A 24,514-nucleotide genomic window follows, 5' to 3' on the forward strand; every position below is an offset into this window, starting at 1 on the left:
TGCATGGCGCCGGGCTGGCGGTGGATGACCATGACCCGGAGGGCACGCTGCTGGCCCTGGTCCGGCGCACAGTCGGGCCGGACGTGCCGGTGGTGGCGACGTTCGATCTGCATGCCAATGTGTCGGAGGCCGATGTCTCACTGCTGAACGGGTTTGTCGGCTATCGGACCAATCCGCATCTCGACATGCGGGAACGCGGGGCGGAGGCGGCGGTGCTGCTGCGGCGGCTGCTGAGCGGCACGCGCACCTGTCTGGCCCGTATCCGGCTGCCGATCGTGCCGCCGACGGTGACGCAATTGACCGGCAAGGACGCACCCAACCGGCCGTATGGCGAGCTGATCGACCTGGGCCAGCAGCGTATGGCCGAGGCGCCGTACGCCGGACGGGTGCTGAACGTCTCCGTCATGGGGGGCTTCGCGTTCGCCGATACGCCGTTTAATGGGCTGACGGTGGTGGTCACCGCCACGGACCAGGCGGCCGCCGACGGCCTGGCGATGGAGATCGCTCGGGCGGGCTGGGACCGGCGGGACCGGTTTCGCCCTAGCCTGACCAGCCTGGACGACGCCGAACGGATGGCCGTGACGGCCGAAACGGCGCTGATCTTCGCCGATGTCGCCGACAATCCGGGCGGTGGCGGGCGGGGCAACACGATGGCGATCCTGCAGGCGTTCCATGCCGCCGGTGTCAGGAATGCGCTGGTCGGTGTGATCCACGATCCTGCTTTGGCGGCCGAGGCGCACGAAAAAGGCATCGGTGCCACGTTCGAGGCCCGCTTCAACCGGGATGGCGGTGACGCGTTCTCCAAGCCATTCACCGCAACGGCGGTCGTGAGCGGGCTGAGGGAAGCACCGATCACGGGACGGCGTGGTATCTACGCGAACAACACGTTGGAGATCGGCAAAGCCGCGGCGCTGACACTGGACGGGATCACCGTGGTCGTGCTGACCCATCGCTATCAATGCGCCGACCCGATGTTCTTCGAGGCGTTCGGCCTCGATATCGCCGCCGCCCGAGTCGTGGTGGTGAAGTCGCGCGGGCATTTTCGTGGCGGATTCGATGAGTTTTTCCGCCATGAGCAGGTGATCGAGGTCGATGCGCCCGGGCTGACCAGCCCGATCCTGTCGCGTTTCCCCTGGAAGCACATGCCTCGCCCTGTGCTGCCGATTGATGACACCGCGGCCTGGGTGCCGCCTGATGGAACCTCGCATCCATGAAACTCGCCGACCTGCCGACGCCGTGCCTTGTGCTTGACCACTCGATCTTGATGCGGAACATACGGGTCATGGCGGCGGCGCTGTCGCGGCTGAACGTGCCGTTGCGGCCGCACATGAAGACGGCGAAATCGATCGACGTCGCGCGCCTGGCGATCGCCGGACAGCCCGGAGGCATCACCGTGTCTACCCTGGCGGAGGCGGAATACTTCCTCGGCCATGGCATCACGGACATTTTGTACGCCGTCGGCATCACGCCGCAGAAGCTGGAGCAGGTGTGCAAACTGAACGAGTCCGGCGCGCAAATCATCGTGATCACGGACGACCCGACGATGGCCGATACGATCGCCATGCAACCGGTGCCGCCGCGGACTCTGATCGAGATCGACAGTGGCGAGGAACGTGGCGGGGTCGATCCCGACAGTGACCTGCTGCTGGAACTTGCCGCCCGTCTGGGGACCTGCCTCAGCGGGGTGATGACCCATGCGGGCCATTCCTATGCCGGGCGTGGCGTGCGGGAGATCGCGCGCATCGCCGAAATGGAACGCGGCGCGATCACACGAGCGGCGGGGCGGCTGCGGGAGGCCGGTCATCCGGTCAGCATCGTCTCGGCCGGCAGTTCCCCCACGGCGCGGCACGCGGAGAACCTGGCTGGCGTTACGGAAATTCGTGCTGGCGTCTACATGTTTGGAGACTTGTTCCAGGCGGAGATCGAGACCCATGGCGCCGATGCGATCGCGGTGACGGTACTGACCAGCGTGATCGGCCGGCGGCCCGGCCGTATCCTGGTCGATGCGGGCGGCCTGGCGCTGTCGAAAGACCGCAGCACGGAAGCCACCGATCGGGATTACGGTTACGGCCTTGCACTGGATATCGACGGGACCCGGAGCCTGGGCGACGCTATCGTGCGCAAAGCCTATCAGGAGCACGGGGTTGTCGAGCTCGACCCGGCGCATCCCGTTGATTTGCCGATTGGTGCCAAGTTGCGGATCGCGCCCAATCACACTTGCATGACCACGGCGGCGCATGACCGGTATTTCGTGGTGGATGGCGAGCAGGACGTCGTCGCGATCTGGCACCGAGTCAACGGCTGGTAAACTTCCGCCTTCCGCCGGGGGCTTCGATGGAGCAACATCGGGTGTGAGTTTTGTTGGCGTTGACACATCAATATCGTCATGGCCCGGCGTCAGTCCGAACCTTCTGATCCAGTAGCTTGCCGTGGCGGATGACCCAGACTGACGCCGGGCCATGAAGAACCAAGTGTCGGCCTCGACGCGGATAGGTGTAAGTCTTGTTTGCGTGATCGGATCACGAAAGGAGCTGTGTCTTCCAGCAGTCTGGTCCAGAGGATTGGGGTTCGTTCCCGAGTTCGTCGACGCCGGTCTCGCCGCTGCTGGCGTTGGTGGGGTTCATCGGGTTGTGCCTGTTGGTCGCGGCCGTCGATGGGTCGATGGCGGCACGTGCAATCCACTATTCCCATCTCATCTTGCGTGCGCCGGCCGGCATGGTGTCCGTCTGGGTGCTGGCGCCGATCTGGATCGCTTTGTCCGGGATGATCGGGGTCGCAGCGTGGCTGGTGTGGAAACGGCTTGGCGCCGCCCCGTCGCTTCGGCTGTGGGGTTGGCAGCTTGCCGCCAGCGCGCTGTGGGCGCCGGCGTTCTTCGGTTTGCACAGTCCGGCCCTGGCGCTGGGGGTGATCGCCGTCCTGCTGTTGTTGATCATGCTGACAATTCGGACGTTTCGCCGCTTCGACCGCGTTGCCGGGTGGCTGATGGTGCCCTATGCCGCCTGGTGCCTGTACGTCGCTTATCTCAACACGGGATTCCTTCTGCTCAATCACGGTTGATCCAACGCAAGGGCACGTTGACGCATTCAATTGGGGCGGGCGGGCGTTCGATCGCCTCGGAAAGTGCCGACCCGCGCTAAAGTTCGGCGGCAAGCACGATATGGCAACAATCACCGGAGAACAGCGATGAACGACCAGCAGACGCCAATGCCTCTGGCCGCCGAGGAACTCGCGCGGATGAACGCCTGGTGGCGAGCGGCCAACTATCTTTCCGTCGGGCAGGTCTATCTGCTGGCCAATCCGCTGCTGCGCGAGAAGCTGCGCATGGAACACGTCAAGCCTCGGCTGCTAGGTCACTGGGGCACCGTGCCGGGGTTGAATTTTCTGTACGTACATCTGAATCGGATCATCCGGCGGCGCGACCTCGACTTGATCTTCATCGCCGGTCCGGGCCATGGCGCGCCAGGTGTCGTCGCCAGCACCTGGCTAGAAGGCACGTACTCCGAAGTCTATCCCAACGTGTCGCGCGACGGGGAGGGGATGCATCACCTGTTCCGGCAGTTCTCATTCCCCGGCGGCGTGCCCAGCCACGCGGCGCCGGATACGCCCGGGTCGATCCATGAGGGTGGAGAGTTGGGCTATTCGCTGTCACATGCCTACGGTTCGGTGCTCGACAATCCCGGCCTGATCGCGGCGTGTGTGGTGGGTGACGGCGAGGCGGAGACCGGGCCGCTGGCGACGTCGTGGCACGGCAACAAGTTCCTGAACCCGGCGACGGATGGGGCGGTGCTGCCGATCCTGCACCTCAACGGCTACAAGATCGCCAATCCCACTGTGCTGGCGCGCATCCCGGCGCCGGAACTGCATGCGTTGATGAGCGGGTATGGCTATGACCCGATCGAAGTCGCGGGGTCCGATCCGGATGTGATGCATCAGGCGATGGCGGCGGCGATGGACCGGGCGTTCGACGCGATCAAGGACATCCAGAAAGCGGCTCGGAGCGGCGGGGCGAAGGCGCGTCCTCGGTGGCCGATGATCATCCTGCGCAGTCCGAAGGGCTGGACCGGGCCGAAGACGGTGGATGGGCTGAAGACCGAGGGGTTCTGGCGGGCGCACCAGGTGCCGTTCACCATGGACAAGCCAGAACATCTGCAGCTGCTGGACGAGTGGATGCGCGGCTATCGGCCGGAGGAATTGTTCGACGCGGCCGGTCGGCCGGTGGAGGCGATCACCAGCCTTGCGCCCGTCGGCGACAAGCGCATGAGCGCCAACCGGCATACCAATGGCGGCTTGGTGATGCGACCGCTGCGGATGCCTGATTTCACCAGCTATGCGGTGGCGGTTCCCAGCCCCGGTGCGGTTGATGGTGAGTCCACGCGCGTGATGGGGGCGTTCCTGCGCGATGTGATGAAAAACAGCGCGGAGATACGGAATTTCCGGGTGTTCTCGCCGGACGAAAACAACTCCAACCGGCTGAACGACGTGCTGGAGGTGACCGACCGGGCTTGGGAGGAAGCGACGATTCCGGAGGACGATCATCTGGCGCCGGGCGGGCGGGTGATGGAGATCCTGAGCGAGCATACCTGCCAGGGGTGGTTGGAAGGGTATCTGCTGACCGGCCGGCATGGGCTGCTGTCGTGCTACGAGGCGTTCATCCACATCGTCGATTCGATGGTGAACCAGCATGCCAAGTGGCTGAAGAGTTCTCGCGCGATCGCCTGGCGGCGGCCGATCGCGTCGCTGAACTATCTGCTGACGTCGCATGTCTGGCGGCAGGACCATAACGGGTTCAGCCATCAGGACCCGGGGTTCATCGACCATGTGGTGAACAAGAAGGCCGATATCGTGCGGGTGTATCTGCCGCCGGATGCCAACACTCTGCTGTGGGTGACGGATCATTGCTTGCGCAGTTGGGACCGGATCAACGTGATCGTCGCCGGCAAGCAGCCGGAACCGCAGTGGCTGGATATGGAATCGGCGATCAAGCACTGCTCGCAGGGCATCGGCATCTGGCCGTTCGCGTCGAACGACCAGGATGGCGAGGCCGACGTCATCATGGGTTGCGCCGGCGATGTGCCGACGCTGGAGGTGATGGCGGCGGTCGATCTGTTGCGGCGGTTACTGCCGGACCTGCGGGTGCGGGTGGTCAATGTGGTGGATCTGATGACGTTGCAACCGAATACGCAGCATCCACACGGTCTGACCGACGCGGATTTCGACGTCCTGTTCACGCCTGGAACGCCGGTGATCTTCGCCTATCACGGCTATCCGGCGTTGATCCATCGCCTGGTCTACAAGCGGACCAATCACGACAACTTCCATGTGCGCGGGTTCATGGAGGAAGGCACCACCACGACGCCGTTCGACATGGTGGTGCGCAACCGGCTGGACCGGTTCCACCTGGTAGCTGATGTCGTCGACCGCGTGCCTGGCCTGCGCAACCGGGCGGCCTACGTGAAGCAGGCGATGCGGGACAAGCTGATCGAGCACGGGCAATACATCGTCGCCCACGGTGCCGACATGCCAGAGGTCAGTGGCTGGCGGTGGGGGGCAAAGGTTTAAACGAGGTCGCGTTGAGGTCGGTTCTTGGTTCGCCGTGGGTGCTAATTCGTCATGGCACGGCGAAGTCCGGGCCATCTGCCACGATAAGGTGCTGGTCCAGATGGCCCGGACTGACGCCGTGCCATGACGGGTTTACCAGCGTCGCATCATGACGGGTTTACCAGTGCCACGCCATGACGGGCTTACCAGCGCCGTGGCATGACGGGATTACTAGCGTCGGGCCATAACAGCAGGGGTGACCGTGGGCGGCGGGGTTGGCTGTGGGACGTCAGGCGGTCGTTATGACAGCAGCGTCGGCTCCCCGGCGCTGGAGGCGGGTTGCGGCAGCAGGATCGGGGGTCGGGTCGGGGCGGTTTCCGCGGTGACGCCGAAGCGCACCATGTAGGGGCGGAATTTGGCGCGCTCCGCCTGTTCATCCAGCCCGTGGTCCTCGAAGCGGTAGCTGTGCTCGCCGTAGCCACCCCGCGGCTTGGCGGTGACGTAGGTCCGGATCGCGGCTGCCATGGCGGGCGTCGAGGTCAGGCCGAAGTGCTGGTACACCGTCTCGACCGTGTGGATCGGGTCGCTGATCAGGTCCATGTGGTGCACATGGCAGACCGGCTCAGGGAACCCGGCATCGTCACCCACCGTCATCATGCGCTGGGTGCCGTCGAGCCAGCGCCGGCTTTCATCAGGACCAAGCGTCCTAGGGTCGAGACGGTGGGTGAAGGGGCGGCGGAGAACCTCGGTGAGCTTGGCCTGCGACAGCAGAACTTTCACAGGGTCGCGGTGGACGAATACCAGCCTTGCGTCTGGATACACCGAACGGATGGCGTGCAGGGCGAACAGATGTTCGGGGCATTTCAACACCCAGCGCGGCCGGGTCCGGTCCTGGAATTGCAGGAATTGCAGGAAGCGCTGGTGAAACCGGTAGCCGGGCAGGTTGCGGACGACATCCGCGTCCAGCCAGTTGCGATAGGACGGAATATGATAGTTCGTATCGAACCGCAGGCTGCGGAACACATGGGCGGTGATCTCACTGCATTCCTGTGGCGAGGTCGCTTCCATCGGGTGCAGGGCGCGGAATTCCGGGGCCAGCCACTCGAACGCCCTCAACTGCCGGGCGACGCGGGCGATGCGCTGATCCCGTGTTCCCGCGATCGGAGAGGGGTAGATCGTTTCCCATACAGTGGGTGCCCGGTTGGGCGGATCGGTGAGCATCAGCCGGTGCAGGAAGGTGGTGCCGCTACGCGGCAGACCAGTGATGAAGATCGGCTGACGGATGGGTTCGTCCGTCATTTCCGGACATTGGGTGGCGGCGTCCTGGATCAGCAGCAGATTGGACAGGAACCGGACGATATCCCACTTCGTCGCACTGCGTCCGACGATACCGAGCGCTGATTCCCGGGAACACGCTTCCAACAGCCGCGTCAGGGGGTCGATGAATGCGGTGTCGCCGAAGTCGCTCAGCCCCGTTTGCTTGCGGGCGATCTGAATGAGCGGATCGGCATCGAGCGGCCCGTCCAGCAAGCCAAGGCTGTCGGCGACGGCGTCCGACAGTCGCAGGGCCGTGGTGATGATCGTCAAAATCTGGTCTCCCGCAAACGATGCGCAATCATTCGCTTGGAGCGCGATAGCTTGTTGATGCTACACACCCTAAGCTTTTTTTGTTTGAGAGCATGATCCATGGCTTTGAAGGTCTCCGTCCAGCATGGTCATGCTCTAGCGAATGCAGTTAGGGGCGTTGTGGCCGTCTCCCGGACACAAAGGCGTGAGCCGATACTATTCCGGAAGCAGGCATTCAAGACAATCGTGCCTATGTATCTGGTTGATGTCAGCCGGAACCCCAATATCTGATAACTGATGAAAGACAAATCAGGGTAGAGGATTGGTTTGATGCATATGTTACGTTACCGCCGCCGCGGGCTGTTCGCGGCGACCGCAGCGGCCTTATTGTGCTCGGCACTTCCAGTTCGCGCCGCGGATGATCAGGCGGCTATCGCGCCCATACAGCAACTGATCGGCGGTCTGGAGCAGGTGATGAAAGCCGGCATGGGGGCGTCATTTTCGCAGCGGTTCGCCATGCTGGCGCCCATTGTCGACCGGACGTTCGATCTGACGGCGATCCTGCGGGAATCGGTTGGCGCACCGTGGGCCAGCTTGCCGCCGAATCAGCAGGCTATGCTGGCCGATGCATTTCGCCGCTATACCGTGGCGACCTATGTCAACAGTTTCGACAGCTCCGACGGCACGCGGTTTGAGGTGAAGCCCGAAACACGGGCGGTGGGCAATCAGCAGGTCGTGCAAACCAAGATCATTCCAAAGTCGGGGGACAGCCACGAGCTAGACTATGTGATGCGCGACGGCGGGTCCGGCTGGCGGGCGGTGGATATCCTCGCCGACGGGTCGATCAGCCGGGTGGCGGTCCAGAGGTCGGATTTCCGTCGGCTGCTGGCGCGCGGCGGGGCCGAGGCGCTGGTGGCCAGCCTGAAGTCCAAATCAGCCGACCTGTCGGACGGGTCGAGTTAGGCGGCCAGTTGCTCGACGGTGACGGTTGAACCGGCGACGGTGGTGCGGCGCATGTCGCGGATCAGCGTTTCGTCGAAGCGCCGGACCCGATGCATGGTGGCCCGATTGTCCCACATCACGAAATCGTGTTGCCGCCACTTGTGTGAGTAGGTGAAGCGCGGTTGCACGGCGTGTTCGGTCAGGTCGCGGATGAAGGCTCGGGCTTCCGGCATCGGCCAGCCGATGATGGTGCCGATGTGGGACGACAGGTACAGCGACTTGCGCCCGGTCGCCGGATGCACCCGCGCCAGCCGTTGCCGGACCGGCTTGAACATCCGCTGTTCTGCCTCCGACAGATCGGAAAAACCCAGCGTGCCGCGCGAATAGATCAGCGAATGCTCGCAGACCAGGTCTTCGATTTCTGCCTTCGTCCGATCATCCAGTGTGTCGTATGCCGCCCGCATGTCGGCAAATTCCGTGTTGCCGCCGGCATCCACGACCGTCCGTCCCGACAGCAGTGAATACTTCGCCGGTATCGCCCGGAAGGAACTGTCGGAGTGCCACAACTGGTTGCCCAGGTTGAACAGCCGCCGCCGGTCGTCGCGTGCCAACGGCTTATGATCCGCACCGAGGTTCGAGACGTCCGCCATCTCAGGGTCCAGGCGCCGGTCGGCGGCCTTCGTGACGTTGCCGCCGGCGGTTTCTTCCAACGGTCCGAAATTGCGGCTGAACGCCTTCTGCTGGTCATCGGTGAACCGCTGGTTGTGATAGACCAGGACAGCGTAACGATCCATCCCGGCTTCCAGTTCGGCGGCCTGGGCGGCGGTCAGCGGTTGGGTGAGATCGATGCCGGAGACCTCACCGACAAAGCCGGGGGTCAGTTCCCTGATCGTGATGGACATGTCGTTTTTTCCTTACCCGGCCACCATCGAATGCACCTGCTCCGCGGTCATTCCCGTCCCTTTGATGGAGGTGCGATGAAGGTCCCGCACCTCGCTGAGGTCGCGAAACCGCGTGGCGCGATGCATGGTCGTGCGGTTGTCCCACATAACCAGATCGTTGACCCGCCAGCGGTGCGCATAGGTGAATTGTGGCTGCGTCGCATGTTCCGTCAGGTCACGGATGAACGCTCGGGCTTCCGGCACCGGCCAGCCCACGATGGCGCCGATATGCGCTGACAGGTACAGCGATTTTCGTCCGGTGACCGGGTGCGTCCGCACCAGGCGGTGGCGCACCGGGCGGACCTTGTCGGCGTTGCCCTCACCGTAATTGTCGAACCCGAGGACGCCGCGGGAAAAGGCGATCGAGTGTTCGGTGATCAGGTCTTCGATTTCGGTTTTGGTCGTTTCGTCCAGCGCATCGTAGGCGGCGCGCATGTCGGCAAACCCGGTGTCGCCACCATGGCCCGGCACCACGCGCGCTGACAGCAATGAGTAGCCAGCCCCGGTCGTTCGGAACGATGCGTCGGAGTGCCACAGCCGGTTGCCCAGGGCGTACATGCGGCGGTTGTCGTCGCGGTCACGCAACTTCCCGCTGGCATCGAGGTTGGAGATGTCGCCGATCTCCACCGGTCCCAATCGGCGTTCGCTGGGTTTTGACATCTGGCCGATCAAGGTTGCTTCGAGTTCACCGAAGTTGCGGCTGTAGGTGCATTGTTCGTCATCGGTCAGCGGCTGGTCGGGAAACACCAGCACGGCGAAGCGGTCCATGCCGGCCTCGATTTCGGCGACCTGGGCGGGCGTCAGCGGGACGCTGATATCGATGGCGGAAACCTCGCCGACGAACTCATGGTTTAACGGGGTGATATGCATGGTTCAGGCCGCCTCTTGTTGGGGTGCGGTTTGGGCATCGCCGCGAACGGTGGTGCGGTGCAGGTCGCGGATTTCGTGCAGATCCTTGTAGCGACGGGCGCGGTGCAGGGTGGTGCGGTTGTCCCAGATCACCAGGTCATGGACCCGCCACTGATGGGCGTGGGTGAATTGGGGCTGCGTCGCGTGTTCGGTCAGGTCGCGGATGAAGGCACGGGCTTCCGGCACCGGCCAGCCGACGATGGTGCCGATATGGGCTGACAGATACAGGGATTTTCGCCCGGTGACCGGATGGGTGCGCACCAGGCGATGGCGGACAGGGCGCAGCTTGTCCTGGTTGTGGGCGCCGTAATTCTCTTTCGGGAAGCCAATCACCTCGCGCGAGTAGGCGGTCGAATGTTCGGTGATCATGTCCTCGATCTGGGCTTTTGTTGCGCGATCGAGGGTATCATAGGCGGCACGCATGTCGGCAAATTCGGTGTTGCCGCCTGATCCGGGTATGATGCGCGCTGATAGTAACGAATATTTCGCGGGGACGGCTCGGAATGATGCGTCGGAATGCCAGAGGCGGTTGCCAAGCGAACCGAGGCGCGTTTTGTCGTCTGGTGGCCGTAGCCGGTTGTCGCGGTCGAGGTTGGAGATGTCGGCCATTTCCAGCTTGAGGCGGCGGTCTTCGGGTTTGGCCATCTCGGCACCGGAGGAGACTTCCAGCGGGCCGAAATTGCGGCTGAATGCCATTTGGGTTTCGTCGTCGAAGGGCTGGCCGTGAAAGACCAGGACGGCGAAGCGGTCCATGCCGGCCTCGATGGCCGCGACCTGCTGTTCGGTCAGCGACCTGGTCAGGTCGATCCCGGTCGCGTCCCCGACGAAGCCGGGGTTGAGCGGTGTGATATCCACCGGCGTTCCTCCCATGGATGCGGGCGGGCAGTCTATCGCCAAACCCGCCGGTGTTGCCAATAGCGGGGCGGGCCGGGATGATGGCGGCCATGGATTGGAAGGATTGAAACGTGCGTTGGATCTTGGCCCTGGCCGCTATTCTGGCTTTCTCGCCGGCACATGCCGAAGTTTCGGAGGTTCGCTTCGCCCAGCAGTTCAGCATGGGTTATCTGCAGTTCGATGTGATGAAGCATCAGGACCTGCTGGCGAAACACCTTGCCGCGGCGGGGTTGCCGCCGGTGAAGGTCACCTGGGTGACGTTCAGCGGTCCGGACATGATGAATGACGCGTTGCTGTCGAACTCGATCGACATTGCCTCGGGTGGTATGCCGGGGTTGCTGACGATCTGGGCGAAGACGAAAGGATCGTCGCAGGAGGTGCGGGGCGTGTCGGCGATGTCGCAGCAGCCGATATTGCTGACCTCCCGCAACCCGGCGGTGAAGACGATACGGGACTTCACCGACAAGGACCGGATCGCTATGCCGGCGGTGAAGGTGTCGGCTCAGGCGGTGCTGCTGGAGATGGCGGCGGCGAAGGAATGGGGCAACGACGCGTACGACCGGCTGGACAAGCTGACGTTTTCGCTGTCGCCGCCGGATGCGACGAGCGGGCTGCTGGCGAAGGGCGGCGAATTCGACTCCGCGTTCACCGTGCCGCCGTTCCAGGACATGCAGTTGCGCGATCCGGCGATCCATACGGTGTTGAGTTCGGTTGACCTGGTCGGCCCGTCTTCGGGAGGCATGGCGTGGGCGACGAAACGGTTCCATGACGGAAATCCAAAGGTGTACAAGGCGATTTTGGACGCGATGCAGGAGGCGTCGGAGTTCATTGCCAGTCATCCGAAGGAGACCGTTGCCTATTACGCGGCGGATACGAAAGCGAAGATCGATACGGAGCTGTTGGACCGGCTGCTGATCGATCCGCGGTTCAAATACGATCTGACGCCGGTGGCGACGATGCATTGGGCCGAGTTCATGCATCAGGTGGGACGGATCAAGCTGGCGCCGGCGACGTGGAAGGATTTGTTCTGGCCGGAGATCGGCGATCGCCAGGGGAGCTGAGGTTTCAGCCGGCGCGTAGGTCTGCCTCGAAGCGGTCGCGCCAGCGTTCCAGGCTGTTGGTCCGCATCACCTTCAGCATGGCCTGGTGGCGTTCCTGGCGTTCTTCCACCGGCATCGACAGTGCCTTGTCCATCGCCTGGGCCATGCCGGCTTCGTCGTAGGGGTTGACCAGCAGAGCGGCATCCAGTTCGCGGGCAGCGCCGGCGAATTCGGACAGGATGAGGACGCCGGGTTCTTCCGGGTCCTGGGCGGCGACATATTCCTTGGCGACGAGGTTCATGCCGTCGCGCAACGGGGTGACCAGGCAGGCCTGCGCCTCGGCGTAGAGCGGCATCAGAACATTACGGGCAAAGCTGCGGTTGAGGTAGCGCAGGGGCACCCAGTCAACCTCGGCGAAGCGGCCGTTGATGCGGCCGGCTTCGCCTTCCAGTTCGCGGCGGATCTGCTGGTATGTTTCGATGTCGGACCGCGAGGGCGGGGCGATCTGCATGAAGGTGACAAGGCCGTGCTGGGCGGGGAAGTCGGCCAGGAAACGCTCGAACGCGGCGAAGCGGCGGCGCAGGCCCTTGGAGTAGTCCAGGCGGTCTACGCTGAGAATCAGCCGCTCCAGCAGGTTGGCGCGCATGCGGGTGGCCTGGCGGCGGTTGATCGGGGTTTCCGCCTGGGCACGCACTTCGTCCACATGGACGCCGATGGGATAGACGCCGGTGCGCACGGTACGGCCGAAGACGTGGACGGCGCCCTCGGTGCCGGTTTGGACGCCGCCGGCATGGCGCAGCAGATAGTCGATGAAGGCGGTGCGGTCGATCTCGGTCTGGAAGCCCAGCAGATCGTAGGCGCACATGGAACGGATCAGGGCGGCGTGCGACGGGATCGTCATGAACACGCCCGGGGCGGGGAAGGGCGTGTGGAGGAACAGGCCGATGCGATTGGCCAGGCCTTTGGCTCGGAGCGAGTCGGCCAGGCACAGCAGGTGGTAGTCGTGCACCCAGATCAGGTCGTCGGATCCGACCAGCGGCGCGAGGGCGGTGGCGAACCGGTCGTTGACCCGGCGATAGCCCTCGAATTCCGACCATTCGAAACGACCGAGGCCGATCTGGTAGTGCAGCACCGGCCACAGCGTGCCGTTGGCGAAGCCGCGGTAGAATTCGTCGTAATCCTGGCGGGACAGGTCGATGGTGAACAGGGTGATGGGGCCGACGGTGTGTTCGGGTTTGTGTTCGCTGGTTTCGGTGACCTCGCCGCTCCAGCCGAACCACAAGCCGCCCTTTTGCTTCAGCGCGTCCAGCACGCCGGCGGCCAGGCCACCGGCAGTTGCTTCGCCTTCCTGAATCGGGGCGACGCGGTTGGAGACAACGACGAGACGCGACATGGACGGCGATGCTTTCCTGGTGCTCTGGCGCTGGGTGGCGCGGGTCGTGGCAGATTAGGGGGAAACGAACCGGGCGGCCATGTCGGGGGCGCCCTGGTTCGGGGCAATCGCCTGGCCGGCCTTCCCGCCCATCACGCCGAACGGGTAGAATATGGGCGTCTACTGGAGTGTTGGGCTTGGCCCGAGTCGCGGCGGTCACGCGTTCTGCTGAAGGCCTCTGCTTCATATCGCAAGGATGCACCCGCGTGAGCCTGTCACAACCCAGCCTGCCGATCCTGCCAGACATCATCCCGCCTCAGCCGTCGCTTGCACCGACATTCGGACGGCCGGTCCACTATTCCGGCTACGAGCGCGAAGGGCAGGACTTTTATGCCACCCCCGCCTGGGTCACCGAGGCCCTGCTGCATCACGTCCACCTGCGCGGTCCGGTGTGGGAGCCTTGCTGTGGCGACGGCGCGATGTCCACCGTGCTCGCCGAGCACGGTCATCAGGTGGTGTCCACCGACCTGATGCAGCGTGGCTTCGGGACGCCGGGCGTCGATTTTCTCCAATGCCGCGACGTGCCGGGTCAGTGTCGCAGCATTGTCACCAATCCGCCGTATGGTGACTCCGGGTCGCATGCCGGGCAGTCACGCTCGCCGACGGCAATGCGGACGTTTCTGAGCCACGCACTGATGCTGACCGCTTCGGTGCAGGGGCAACTCGCGTTGCTGGTCCGGCTGCAATGGATCGCCGGGCGACGGGTGGCGGAAATCATGTCGGCGGCCCCGTTCGCGACTGTCATCGTGCTGACGCAACGCATCCGCTGGTTCGACATGGGGGAGAAGACCAACGCTGGCCAGCACCACCACGCCTGGGTGGTGTTCGACCACGCCCATCCCCCGGGCCAGCCGCCGGCCATGCTGTATGCGTAAGTAGGGGGCCTGGACCGCCTAAGCCGCGGCCGCCTCCATCGGGTCCATGCGCTGCTTCCGCAACAGGTCCCGGTATGGTCCAGGCCGGGTGGCGAGGGCGGTAGGGGAGCCGTCATCGACGATGCGGCCTTTGTCCATGACGATGATGCGATCGAATCTTTGCAGCGTGGACAGGCGGTGGGCGATGGCGATCACCGTCCGCCCCGCCATCAGCCGGTCCAGCGCGTGCTGGATCGCCTGCTCGGATTCGGTGTCCAGGGCGCTCGTTGCCTCATCCAGCAGCAGGATTGGGGCGTTCTTCAACAAAGCGCGGGCGATCGCCAGGCGTTGCCGCTGCCCGCCTGACAATTTCACGCCGCGATCGCCGACCATGGTGGCGAACCCTTCCGGCATGGCCTCGATGAAGGTCCGGCAATGGGCCATCTCGGCGGCGGCGAGCACGTCGGCCTCCGTTGCGTCCGGCCGAGCATAGCGGATGTTTTCCAGAACCGAACGGTGGAACAACGAGATGTCCTGCGGCACCACCGCCATGACGTTTCGCAGACTGTCCTGGGTGACGTCGCGGATGTCGTGGCCGTCGATCGCGATGCGGCCGCCGCTGACGTCGTAGAACCGCTGCAGCAGTGCCAGCACGGTCGATTTGCCGGCCCCGGAGAAGCCGACCAGCCCGACCCGCTGACCCGGCTGGATCACCAGATCGAAGCCATCCAGCACGGCAGGGCGGCCAGGATAGGCGAAGTGCACCTGCTCGAACGCCACTTCGCCGGGGCCTTCGGGCAACGCTTCGGCGTCCAGCAGGTCGTTCAGGTCGTGTGGTGTCAGCAGGGTGGAGATGGCTTCCTGCAGCCGGGCGATGTGCTGGGTCAGATCGACGAGGGCGACCGCGAGGTCCCGGGTGCCGTGCAGGATGCCGAAGGCCAGGGCCGTGATCAGCACAAGGTCGCCGACCTTGGCCTGCCCGTTCTGCCACAGGATGATGCCCCAGGCGACCACGCCGGCGGTCAGGAACGCGGTCAGCACCGCATGCACCAGCCGGATATGCTCCAGATAATAGAGACTGTGGCGGCGGGAGGCCATTTCCGTCTCGATGCTGTCGCCGATCCGCTTTTGCTCCCTGAACGTCGCCCCGAATGCGCGCACGACGTTGAAGTTGCCAATCACGTCGACCATTTCCCCGTCGACCGCGGCGGCCTTTTCGGCGAAATCGCGATGGCGGTCCGCGCCCTTGCGGGCCAGATGGAACACCAGGGCGCCCAGCAACAGGGAAATCGCCGTCAGGGTCCCGGCGAGCGCCAGGTTGACCGAGGCGATGAAGCAGATCGACAGCACCAGGGCGAAGGTGGGTGGCAGCACGTTCCAGGCGCCTGTGTTCTCTACGGTGAAGGCGGCATTGGCGGTGGAGGTGATCCGGCTGGCCAGCGCCCCCGGCAGCCGTTCGGCGAAATAGGTGGGCGAATGTCCGGCCAGATGGCGGAACAGGTCGCGCCTGACGTCACCGGTGACAGCGACGAAGGTGCGGCCGGCCGCATAGCCGCCGACGCGCCACGACAGGTTGTCCGCCGCGACCAGCCCGCATAACAGCGCGAACGCGGTCCAGACCTTGCTGCCGGCCGCATCCCGCCCGGTGGCGACGATGTCGATCAGGTACTTCATGCCGTACTGGGTCGATACGCTGCATGTCACCGCGACCAGCACCGACAGCAGCACCGTCAGATGCCCGACCGGATGGCGGCGCACGTAGGCGAACAGAAACGCCAGCGGCCGCCCACGCAGTGCGGGCAGCCCAGTTAACGCCGGAACGGCGCCGGAACGCGGGGCTGATGCCCCCTGTTGTTGCCCCATGACGACGGAGGGCTCCTGTCGGGATAAGGACGCGGACCCGGACCGCCTTGGCTTGCCCCCGCCATATTCGCTGCCCGGATTTCGGGACGAACACGCCGATTTTTCGCCACATTCGAAATCTATAACCAACAATTGATAGGCGCCTCTGGAATGTGAAGTCAAGCACAAGTTGTGCGAGGCACTCACAAGAAAAAAGTGCCTTATGTCACTCGATTCACAGTCCAATTCGGGGCAGAATACTTATGCGTATTGCTCAAATATCGCCTCTGTTCGAGGCGGTTCCGCCGAAGCTGTACGGCGGCACCGAGCGGGTGGTCTATTCGCTGACCGAGGAGCTGGTCGCGATGGGTCATGACGTAACGTTGTTCGCCAGTGGCGATTCCGTTACATCCGCCACTCTGGCACCGATGCGCGAACAGGCGCTGCGCCTCGACCCCACCGTCAAGGATTGGGTCGCCACCTACTATCGCATGGTGGAACTTATCTACCGCCGTAAGGACGAATTCGACGTCCTGCACTTCCACATCGATTACTTCCCGCTGTCGCTGTTCAGCCGCCAGCGCGTGCCGTACCTGACCACAATCCACGGCCGCCTGGACATTCCGGAGTTCGTGGAAACCTACGGCACCTATCGCGACGCGCCGTTCGTCTCCATCTCCAACAGCCAGCGCCGGCCGATCCCCGACCTCAACTGGGTCCGCACCGTGCTGCACGGCATGCCGGCCAACCTGCTGACGCCGCAGCCGGTGAGGCAGGAATACGGTGCCTTCCTCGGCCGCATCTCGCCGGAGAAAGGTGTCGATCGCGCCATCAAGATCGCCAGCAAAGCGGGCCTGAAGCTGAAGATCGCCGCCAAGGTCGATAACGCCGACAAGGAATATTACGACACGCTGATCAAGCCCTTGATCGTCGGCAACCCCGACGTCGAGTTCATCGGCGAAATCAATGACGCGCAGAAACCCGAGTTCCTGTCCGGCGCCCATGCCCTGATCTTCCCGATCGACTGGCCGGAGCCGTTCGGCCTGGTGATGATCGAGGCCATGGCCTGCGGCACGCCCGTCATCGCCTTCAACTCCGGTTCGGTGCCCGAGGTCATGGACGACGGCGTCACTGGTTTCATTGTCAACGACATCGATGAAGCCGTTGCCGCCGTCGGCAAGATCCACACTCTGGATCGCGCCCGGGTTCGCGCCACCTTCGACCGCCGCTTCACCGCGCGCCGCATGGCCGAGGACTACGTCGACGTTTACGAAGAATTGGCCGAAAACGCCCGCCGCCCGGTCCGCCACCTGGAAGCCGTTGGCGACTAAAACCGCGGGTAGTTCCGTTCATCCGCGTATCGTGGCCGGTCACCTGCCACGATACGCGGGCGGTCTCATCCAACATAAACACGCATTTACCTTACTGTAGCGTTATGGCTGTCCCGCGTCCCGAGCATATGCGGCGAGGGCATGGCTGGTCTGTCCCCCGCCGCATGCCGCCTCCCTGATCGCAACGCTTCAATCATCACTGTCGCCTCGGTTGCCCCGCGCCCCCAAACCCCGTAGTGGGTTCACGGGTCCGCGATAAGGGCCCTGGCCTTTCTACCAAGGTGATCCAGTGACGCGTATCCGGTTGGGATTGAACGGCCTGAACTTCTTCACCGCCGCGGTGCAGGCGGGCTTCGGGCCCTTTATCGCCGTCTGGCTGACCCAGAGTGGCTGGACCCTGATCGACCTCGGCCTGGTCCTCAGCATCGGCACGTTCGCCGCGCTGATCGGCCAGCTTCCCGGCGGCCTGCTGGTGGACCACATCCACCACAAGCGTTTCGCCGCCTATGGCGCCCTGGCCGCGCTCGGCGCCAGCGCCCTGCTGCTGGCCATGTCGCCGACCCACCCCGTGGTATGGGGCGCCGAGATCGTCCACGGCCTGGCAAGCTGCGTCATGACCCCCGCTATCGCCGCGCTGACACTCGCCGTCTGCGGCCACGACAATTTCGGCGAGCAACTGGGCCAGAACACCCGCTATGCCTCCCTCGGCAACGCCGCATCGGCGGCCTTGCTGGGTGTGGCGGCGTCCACGATCTCCGAACAGGCGGTATTCCTGGTCACGGCGGGGCTGGTCCTGCCGGCCCTGGCGTCATTGTTCCTGTTCCGCAAGTCCGATCACTTGGAACCCGAGGAAGACGACCACAAGGCGCTGTTCCATCCGCGTGAGCGCGAGCATTGGCCGTGGCAGATCTTCGCCGATCCGGCGCTGCACGTCTTTGCCGCCGCCTGCGTGCTGTTCCAACTCGCCAACGCCGCCCTGCTGCCGGTGGCACTGAACGGCCTGACCCACGAGGGCGACGCGCCGGGCTACCTGGTCTCGGCAACCATCGTGGTGCCGCAGATCATCGCCGCGACGATCGCGCCCTGGGCGGGCAGCCTCGCCCAGCGCATCGGCCGACGGCCGGTGCTGATCGTCGGCTTCGCCGCGGTGCCGCTGCGCGCCGTGCTGCTCGCGGTCCTGCCGGGCGCATTGCCGTTGGCGGTCCTGCAGGCGCTGGACGGAGTCAGCGCCGCGGTCTTCGGCATGATGCTGCCGCTGATCGCCGCCGACCTGACATCCCGCACCGGATATCTGAATTTCGCGATCGGCGCGCTGGGCCTGGCGGCCAGCCTGGGCGCCACGTTCAGTACCGCCATCGCCGGCTGGGTCGGCGGCCACCTTGGCGACTCGACGACCTTCCTGTTTCTCGCCGCCATCGGCGCCGCATCGGTGCTGCTGCTGTGGATCGCCATGCCGGAAACCCGCCCGGCAATCACCCGTGCCACCAGACAGGCCGCCATGCCGGCCTGACCGGAACTTGCGTGTTCCGGCCGGCGGATGCCTATTGCCGGACGTATTTTTCCACCACCCAGTCCCAAGAGGAAACCATGGACCAGGCAGAAGCCAAACATCTCTTCGAACCCACCGGCGATTTCCAATGCCTCCACGAGTTCCTCCCCGCGGCTCGGTCCAAGCTGTCCGACCATATCTGGGGCTATCTCGTCGGCGCGACGGAAACCGAAACCACGCAGCGTCGCAACCGCCTCGCGCTCGACACGTTGGCGCTCCGCCCCCGCGTCTGCGTCGACGTGTCAAAGGTTGAGCTGGGCACCACCCTGTTCGGCCGCAAGCTGCGCCTGCCGGTGATCCTGGCCCCTGTGGGCTCCCTGGAATCGTTCCACCCAGGCGGCGCCGCCACCGCCGGACGCGCGGCCTCGGCCTTCGGCGTCCCCATCATGGTCAGCTCCGTGACCCATCCCGGCCTGGAGGAAGCCGCCGCTGCCGCGACCGGTCCGAAAATCTTCCAGCTTTACGTCCGTGGTGACAAAGCCTGGATCGATGACGTGGTGAAGCGCGCGGTCGATGCCGGCTACGACGCTTTCGCCATCACCGTCGACACCGCCGCCTATTCCCGCCGCGAGCGCGACATCACCGGCCGCTTCGTCAAACCCTGGCGCGCCGTCGCCACCGGCCAGAGCTACCAGGCCAGCTTCACTTGGGACAACGTCAAGCACTTCAAGGACAAGCACAGTATCCCGCTGATCCTGAAAGGCATCGGCACCGCCGAGGACGCCGCTTTGTGCTGCGAACACGGCGTCGATGGCGTCTACGTCTCCAACCACGGCGGCCGCCAGCTCGACCACGGCCGTGGCTCGATGGACATCCTGCCGGAGGTGATGGCCGCGGTGCGCGGACGCGCCAAGGTCATCGTCGACGGCAGCATCTGCCGCGGCACCGACATCGTGAAGGCGATCGCGCTGGGTGCTGACGCCGTGGCGATGGGCCGCATGTATTGCTACGCCCTGGCCGCCGACGGTGACGCCGGTGTGCACAAGATGCTGGAACTGCTGGAGCATGAATTCGGCGTTGCCATGGCGCTGTCCGGCGCCCGCAGCCTCGCCGAACTGCATCCCGGCTACGTGTTCCGCAACGCCCCGCAGGTGGCCCAACCCCACCAGCACAGCGCGTTCCCGCTGCTGCAGACGACACCCGAATATCGGGGGTAGTCGGGTTCGCCGTGGCCGGCCCCTCTCGGGCCGTGCCCACGGCCGGTGCCGGATCAGTCGGCCGGGGACGGGCAGGGGCGCGCGGTCGGCATTCCTGCTCCGACCGGTGCAACTGTGCCATGACTCCGTCGTTAACGGCTGGATCGACGTTACCGAGAGGCCCCATGGCACGCACGAAAACCGACCGTCCGCCCCTGGCATCGAGCCGTAACCCCCTGGCGATCGACCCGAAGCGAGAGCACCGCATCCGCGAGCGGGCCTATCATCTGTGGGAAGCCGACGGCAAACCGCATGGTCATGATGTCGAGTACTGGGAACGGGCGCGCGAACTTGTGGGCATGGAAGAAAGCGCCGGCAGCGGTTTGCTGCCCAACCCGGAAACCGAACCCTATTCGCCGCGCGAGACCGGCATCGAGGAGGCGGAAATCCAGGCGAACCTGGGCGAATTTCCCGACCGTCTGGCCGATCAGGGGGAGGTCAAAACGACCCCGGCACCCAAACGCGCCGCCCGTACCCCCGCCCGGGGCAAACCCAGGAAGCCGGCATAAATCGATCACCCCATCGTGAGGTGAGCAAATTTTCATGTAATCTGCCGCTTTCATGCCACACCTGCCGCGCATTTTGCCTGTGAGCACAGACGGACACGTTGGTGTCTCCGCGAGGACAGGCAGATGCGATTTTTCAAAGTCTATGGCCGGGTTGTCGGCCTTCTCGGTCGAGATATCCGGATCGCGGGTTTCCTGGCACTTGCCAATCTGATGGTCGCGGGCTTGCAGTTCCTCGATCCGGTGCTGTTCGGCCGGGTGGTGAACCTGCTGTCCCAATCGGACAAGCTGCCGCACGCCGCGCTGTGGCATGAGGCGGCCATCGTGTTGAGTATCTGGGTCGCGGTCGGCATTGGCGGTATCGTCAGTAACATCGCCGTGTCGGTCCAGACGGAACGTCTGGCACATCGTCACCGCATCAAGTCGATGGGCCGCTACTTTCAGCACGTGCTGGCGCTGCCGCTGTCGTTTCATGGTGGGACGCATTCCGGCCGGCTGATCAAGGGCATGCTGACCGGCACCGACGGGCTGTTCGGCACGTGGCTGGTGTTCTTCCGCGATCAGTTGTCCACAATCCTGTCTGCTGTTGTGCTGCTGCCGCTGACGCTGCTGCTGAACTGGCGGCTCGGGCTGGTGTTGATCGCTCTGGTGTCGGTGTTCCTGGTGTTCACCGCCATCGTGGTCAGGAAGACCGAGATGGCGCAGCGGCGGATAGAAGGGTTGAATTCGTCGCTGGCGGGAACCGCGCAAGATGCCATCAGCAATGTCATGGTGGTGCAGTCGTTCACCCGGCTGTCGGCCGAGGCGCATCTGTTCAGCGACATCGCCAACCAAGTGATACGCCATCAGTTCCCGGTGCTGAACTGGTGGGCGCTGGTGAACGTGATGACCCGGGCGTCCAGCACGCTGGCGATCATCACCATCGTGGTGGTGGGCACCTGGCTGCACATGCACGGCCTGGCGAGCGTGGGTGAGATCGTCAGCTTCATGGGCTTCGCGATGCTGCTGATCGGCCGGCTGGAAACCGCCGCGTCGTTCGTTTCGTCGCTGTTCTTCAAGCTGCCGGCGCTGGAGGATTTCTTCAACACTCTGGACGAACGCAGTTCCGTGCCGGAGAAAGAAGATGCCCGCGTGCTGTGGGCGCCGCGTGGCGAGGTGCGTTTCGAGAACGTCGGCTTTTCCTATCCGGCGAACAACGCCGTCGTGCTGAACGACGTCAGCTTCAGGGCCAGGCCTGGCATGTGCGTTGCCCTGGTCGGGCACACCGGGGCCGGCAAATCGACCGCCATGACGCTGCTGCAACGGTTGTGGGATCCGACGTCCGGTCGCATCACCATCGACGGGCAGGACCTGCGGGACATCACGCTGGACAGCCTGCGGTCCAACATCGGTGTGGTGTTCCAGGAAAGCCTGCTGTTCAACCGCTCCATCCGCGACAACCTGCTGGTCGGCCGCCCTGAGGCCACCGACGCAGACATCGAGCGGGCCTGCCGCATGGCCGACGCGCATGAGTTCATCGTCCGCCAACCGCAAGGCTACGACACGATGATTGGCGAGCGTGGCACCACCTTGTCGGGCGGGCAGCGTCAGCGGCTGGCCATCGCCAGGGCGTTGTTGAAGAACCCGCCGATCCTGATCCTGGACGAAGCCACCAGCGCGCTGGATGCGGCAACCGAGGCTCGGGTCAGCAAGGCGCTGAAGACACTGATGGCTGGTCGCACGACGTTTATCATCGCCCACCGGCTGTCGACGGTGCGCGATGCGGATGAGATCCTGGTGTTCGACGATGGGCATATCGTCGAGCGAGGGGATTTCAACGCGTTGCTCGCACAACGGGGGCACTTCGCCGACCTGGTGGAAACCCAGCTTTCGCCGGCCGTTTCGCATCTGGTGGCGGCGGAGTGATCGCCGGTCAATAACGTGTGACTGTCAGTCGTGACGGAACGATGCCTAATCTGATAATGTTGTTCCCTTCGACACTGGAAATGGAAACACGTCATGCTGCGATTGGCCCTGTTCTTTCTTGTCGTTTCGATCGTCGCGGCGATATTCGGCTTTGGCGGGATCGCCGCTGCGTCAGCCGATTTGGCTCGCATCCTGTTCTTTATCGCGATCGTGGTGTTCGTAGTGCTGCTGGTGGCCGGCCTGATGGCGGGCAGCACCCTGTGGTAGTAACGGGTGCGTGTGGGCTTGTTGCACCGCACACCTGAAAGTTGCTTTTTGATTGTTGAAGCGCGCATGCTGCTGTTCCTGACGGGACGCGGCTGCGCGGTTCGGCGTACAAGTCCTTGGGATAAAGTCCGGATCGACCGCATGCTCGCCCGAACATGAAAAGGGGCACGACGATGTCGACAGTTGCCGCGATCCTAAAGCACAAAGGTTACCAGGTCTCGACCGTTGATCCGACCGCACTTGTGTCGGATGTCGCGGCGATGCTGGCGGAGCGCCGCATCGGCGCGGTGCTGGTGATGGACCGGGCGGAGCAGATGCTGGGCATAGTCAGTGAGCGGGACATTGTGCGCTGCCTGGCAGCCAATGGCGCTCGCACGCTGGAAATGACCGCGGGTCAATTGATGACCCGAGCGGTGCAGGTGGCGCACCCGGACACGACGGTGGATCAGGCGATGCAGATGATGACCGCAGGCCGGTTCAGGCATCTTCCGGTCATCGACCACGACACGCTGATCGGGCTGATCAGCATCGGTGACGTGGTCAAGGCCCGGATCATCCAGCAGGACACCGTGGTCGAGAGCCTGACCGCCTATGTGGCGGGTTCGGCCTGACTCAGGGCTGATCGGTCAGGGTGGGGGCACGTAGATACGGCCGTCAAACAGCCGCCGGGCGGTGCGGTAGAAGGCGCCGCTGTGGGCGGTCCATGTGCCGGCCGCGTCCTGGGTGACGTCGGCGCCCACGGTCAGGATGCCGGATGGCATGCCGATGCGGATCGACCCGGCTGGTTCCGCTTGCAGCGCCTCACTGACCAGCGTGCCGGTGATGCGTGCGGCGACGGCGGTGCACAGCGATGAGGTCACCGGCAGCGCGCGATGCGGTTGGCCGTTCGAAATGAACCGGGCGATGAGATCGACGTCGGTTGCGCGGATTGTTTCGCCTGAAAGCGTCGGGGAATCCGTTGGCGGGGCGACGAAGCCGATGGAGGGGATGCTTCGGCTGTTGCGGGCTTCTTCCTGGTTGGCGGCGATGCCCATGGCGATGGCGGCGGTGCGGCGAATGGCCTCCAGCCTGGTGAGCAGGGCGGTGTTGGTGTCGAGCGCCTCGGGCAGTTCGGTGCCGGTCAGGCCGAGGTCGCGGGCGCGGACGATGACGCAGGGGCGGGCGGCGTCGACCATGGAAACCTCGATCGAGCCATGGCCGGGGATTTCCAGCCAGTCGCGGACGTTGCCTGTAGGCAGCAGGCGTCCGGTCCCGGCGCCGCCGGGGGCCATGAAGTCGAGCCGGACCGGGGCGCCGGTGCCCGCGACGCCGGGGATGGCTAGGTCGCCGTCGGTGGCGGCGCGGCCGTCTTTCAGCGCGAAGGTGGAGCGGATGATCTTGCTGGTGTTGGTGTTGAAGATGCGCACCGTGGCGGTGTCGCCGTTCGGGCGGACGATGCCCTCATCCACCGCGAACGGGCCGACGGCGGAGGACATGTTGCCGCAGTTGCCGCGGTAGTCGACGGCGGCCTCGCGGATCTGCACCTGGGCGAAGGTGTAGTCGATGTCGGCGTCTTCTCGGGCGGAGGGGGAGAGAACGCAGATTTTCGACAGCGAGGAGATGCCGCCGCCCATGCCGTTCAACTGCCTTCCGTTGGGGTCGGGGCTGCCCATGGCGGCAAGGAAGATCGGGTCCCAGGCGGCCTGCTCCGGGAGGTCCTTGCGGTGGAACATGATGGCTCGGCTGGTGCCGCCACGCATGAAGACGGCGGGGAGGGTGAGGAGGGGCATTTGGGGTCTCCCGGAACGGTTGGAGTGGGGAGT

21 protein-coding genes are annotated in these 24,514 nt (G+C 64.5%); 14 read left to right on the forward strand and 7 right to left on the reverse strand.

The features are described from left to right. The 4 genes from GSQ89_RS25985 to GSQ89_RS26000 all read left to right on the forward strand — a co-directional run. The coding region (locus GSQ89_RS25985; RefSeq protein WP_158930736.1) for a M81 family metallopeptidase at nucleotides 1-1,214 on the forward strand (1,214 nt) is incomplete at its 5' end. Continuing rightward, complete coding sequence (locus tag GSQ89_RS25990) at nucleotides 1,211-2,308, forward strand: alanine racemase (RefSeq protein ID WP_158930738.1); 1,098 nt, start codon at nucleotides 1,211-1,213, stop codon at nucleotides 2,306-2,308. The genes GSQ89_RS25985 and GSQ89_RS25990, both read left to right, overlap by 4 nt. A 305-nt stretch (nucleotides 2,309-2,613) precedes the next feature. Beyond that, the gene (locus GSQ89_RS25995) at nucleotides 2,614-3,057 is read left to right on the forward strand and encodes a TspO/MBR family protein (RefSeq protein ID WP_256367345.1); all 444 of its coding nucleotides are present in this window, start codon (nucleotides 2,614-2,616) and stop codon (nucleotides 3,055-3,057) included. A 126-nt stretch (nucleotides 3,058-3,183) separates the two neighbouring features. Then, nucleotides 3,184-5,559, forward strand: a complete 2,376-nt coding sequence (locus GSQ89_RS26000) for a phosphoketolase (RefSeq protein ID WP_158930742.1) — start codon at nucleotides 3,184-3,186, stop codon at nucleotides 5,557-5,559. Nucleotides 5,560-5,838: 279 nt separating this feature from the next. On the opposite strand, the gene GSQ89_RS26005 is transcribed toward GSQ89_RS26000, so the two are convergent. After that, on the reverse strand, nucleotides 5,839-7,125 hold the full coding sequence (locus GSQ89_RS26005) for a sulfotransferase (RefSeq protein WP_158930744.1): 1,287 nt from the start codon (nucleotides 7,123-7,125) through the stop codon (nucleotides 5,839-5,841). Nucleotides 7,126-7,434: 309 nt separating this feature from the next. On the opposite strand from GSQ89_RS26005, the gene GSQ89_RS26010 reads away from it, so the two are divergent. Beyond that, entirely contained in the window at nucleotides 7,435-8,067 is a 633-nt protein-coding gene (locus GSQ89_RS26010; RefSeq protein WP_158930746.1) for an ABC transporter substrate-binding protein, read from the forward strand. On the opposite strand, the gene GSQ89_RS26015 is transcribed toward GSQ89_RS26010, so the two are convergent. The 3 genes from GSQ89_RS26015 to GSQ89_RS26025 are packed head-to-tail and all read right to left on the reverse strand — an operon-like array spanning nucleotide 8,064 to nucleotide 10,751. Beyond that, nucleotides 8,064-8,948 (reverse strand): TauD/TfdA family dioxygenase, encoded by an 885-nt coding sequence (locus GSQ89_RS26015; protein WP_158930748.1) that lies wholly within the window; start codon nucleotides 8,946-8,948, stop codon nucleotides 8,064-8,066. The genes GSQ89_RS26010 and GSQ89_RS26015 overlap by 4 nt on opposite strands. Before the next feature lie 12 nt (nucleotides 8,949-8,960). Continuing rightward, on the reverse strand, nucleotides 8,961-9,857 hold the full coding sequence (locus GSQ89_RS26020) for a TauD/TfdA family dioxygenase (protein WP_158930750.1): 897 nt from the start codon (nucleotides 9,855-9,857) through the stop codon (nucleotides 8,961-8,963). A gap of 3 nt (nucleotides 9,858-9,860) precedes the next feature. Continuing rightward, nucleotides 9,861-10,751 carry a TauD/TfdA family dioxygenase gene (locus GSQ89_RS26025; protein ID WP_216856400.1) on the reverse strand — a complete coding sequence of 297 codons (891 nt, stop codon included), beginning with the start codon at nucleotides 10,749-10,751 and terminating at the stop codon, nucleotides 9,861-9,863. Nucleotides 10,752-10,861: 110 nt separating this feature from the next. Here GSQ89_RS26025 and GSQ89_RS26030 point away from each other — a divergent pair, with 110 nt between their 5' ends. After that, nucleotides 10,862-11,851 carry an ABC transporter substrate-binding protein gene (locus GSQ89_RS26030; protein ID WP_158930754.1) on the forward strand — a complete coding sequence of 330 codons (990 nt, stop codon included), beginning with the start codon at nucleotides 10,862-10,864 and terminating at the stop codon, nucleotides 11,849-11,851. 4 nt (nucleotides 11,852-11,855) lie between these two features. Here the strand turns inward: GSQ89_RS26030 and otsA are convergent, their stop codons facing one another. Next, nucleotides 11,856-13,223: an alpha,alpha-trehalose-phosphate synthase (UDP-forming) gene (gene otsA / locus GSQ89_RS26035; protein ID WP_158930756.1), complete on the reverse strand. Its 1,368-nt coding sequence runs from the start codon at nucleotides 13,221-13,223 to the stop codon at nucleotides 11,856-11,858. Nucleotides 13,224-13,468: 245 nt separating this feature from the next. Between otsA and GSQ89_RS26040 the strand changes: the two genes are divergently transcribed. Continuing rightward, on the forward strand, nucleotides 13,469-14,137 hold the full coding sequence (locus GSQ89_RS26040; protein WP_158930758.1) for a hypothetical protein: 669 nt from the start codon (nucleotides 13,469-13,471) through the stop codon (nucleotides 14,135-14,137). An 18-nt stretch (nucleotides 14,138-14,155) separates the two neighbouring features. Here the strand turns inward: GSQ89_RS26040 and GSQ89_RS26045 are convergent, their stop codons facing one another. Next, on the reverse strand, nucleotides 14,156-15,979 hold the full coding sequence (locus GSQ89_RS26045; protein ID WP_158930760.1) for an ABC transporter ATP-binding protein: 1,824 nt from the start codon (nucleotides 15,977-15,979) through the stop codon (nucleotides 14,156-14,158). Between the two features lie 242 nt (nucleotides 15,980-16,221). Here GSQ89_RS26045 and GSQ89_RS26050 point away from each other — a divergent pair, with 242 nt between their 5' ends. The 7 genes from GSQ89_RS26050 (at nucleotide 16,222) to GSQ89_RS26080 (ending at nucleotide 23,323) form a co-directional block, all read left to right on the forward strand. Then, nucleotides 16,222-17,289, forward strand: a complete 1,068-nt coding sequence (locus tag GSQ89_RS26050) for a glycosyltransferase family 4 protein (protein ID WP_158930762.1) — start codon at nucleotides 16,222-16,224, stop codon at nucleotides 17,287-17,289. 289 nt (nucleotides 17,290-17,578) lie between these two features. Continuing rightward, a complete protein-coding gene (locus GSQ89_RS26055) occupies nucleotides 17,579-18,799 on the forward strand; it encodes an MFS transporter (RefSeq protein ID WP_158930764.1) in 1,221 nt (406 codons plus the stop codon). A 77-nt stretch (nucleotides 18,800-18,876) separates the two neighbouring features. Next, entirely contained in the window at nucleotides 18,877-19,995 is a 1,119-nt protein-coding gene (locus GSQ89_RS26060) for an alpha-hydroxy acid oxidase (protein WP_158930766.1), read from the forward strand. 164 nt (nucleotides 19,996-20,159) lie between these two features. Further along, the gene (locus GSQ89_RS26065) at nucleotides 20,160-20,543 is read left to right on the forward strand and encodes a DUF2934 domain-containing protein (RefSeq protein ID WP_158930768.1); all 384 of its coding nucleotides are present in this window, start codon (nucleotides 20,160-20,162) and stop codon (nucleotides 20,541-20,543) included. Between the two features lie 123 nt (nucleotides 20,544-20,666). Continuing rightward, entirely contained in the window at nucleotides 20,667-22,445 is a 1,779-nt protein-coding gene (locus GSQ89_RS26070; RefSeq protein ID WP_158930770.1) for a glucan ABC transporter ATP-binding protein/ permease, read from the forward strand. A gap of 93 nt (nucleotides 22,446-22,538) precedes the next feature. Beyond that, nucleotides 22,539-22,712, forward strand: a complete 174-nt coding sequence (locus GSQ89_RS26075; protein ID WP_158930772.1) for a DUF1328 domain-containing protein — start codon at nucleotides 22,539-22,541, stop codon at nucleotides 22,710-22,712. 173 nt (nucleotides 22,713-22,885) lie between these two features. After that, the gene (locus tag GSQ89_RS26080) at nucleotides 22,886-23,323 is read left to right on the forward strand and encodes a CBS domain-containing protein (protein WP_158930774.1); all 438 of its coding nucleotides are present in this window, start codon (nucleotides 22,886-22,888) and stop codon (nucleotides 23,321-23,323) included. Between the two features lie 15 nt (nucleotides 23,324-23,338). On the opposite strand, the gene GSQ89_RS26085 is transcribed toward GSQ89_RS26080, so the two are convergent. Then, nucleotides 23,339-24,481 (reverse strand): 2-methylaconitate cis-trans isomerase PrpF family protein, encoded by a 1,143-nt coding sequence (locus GSQ89_RS26085; RefSeq protein WP_158930776.1) that lies wholly within the window; start codon nucleotides 24,479-24,481, stop codon nucleotides 23,339-23,341. Nucleotides 24,482-24,514 lie beyond the last annotated feature (33 nt).

Origin of the sequence: Acidisphaera sp. S103 (assembly GCF_009765975.1) — a bacterium.
Taxonomy (GTDB): Bacteria; Pseudomonadota; Alphaproteobacteria; order Acetobacterales; family Acetobacteraceae; genus Rhodopila.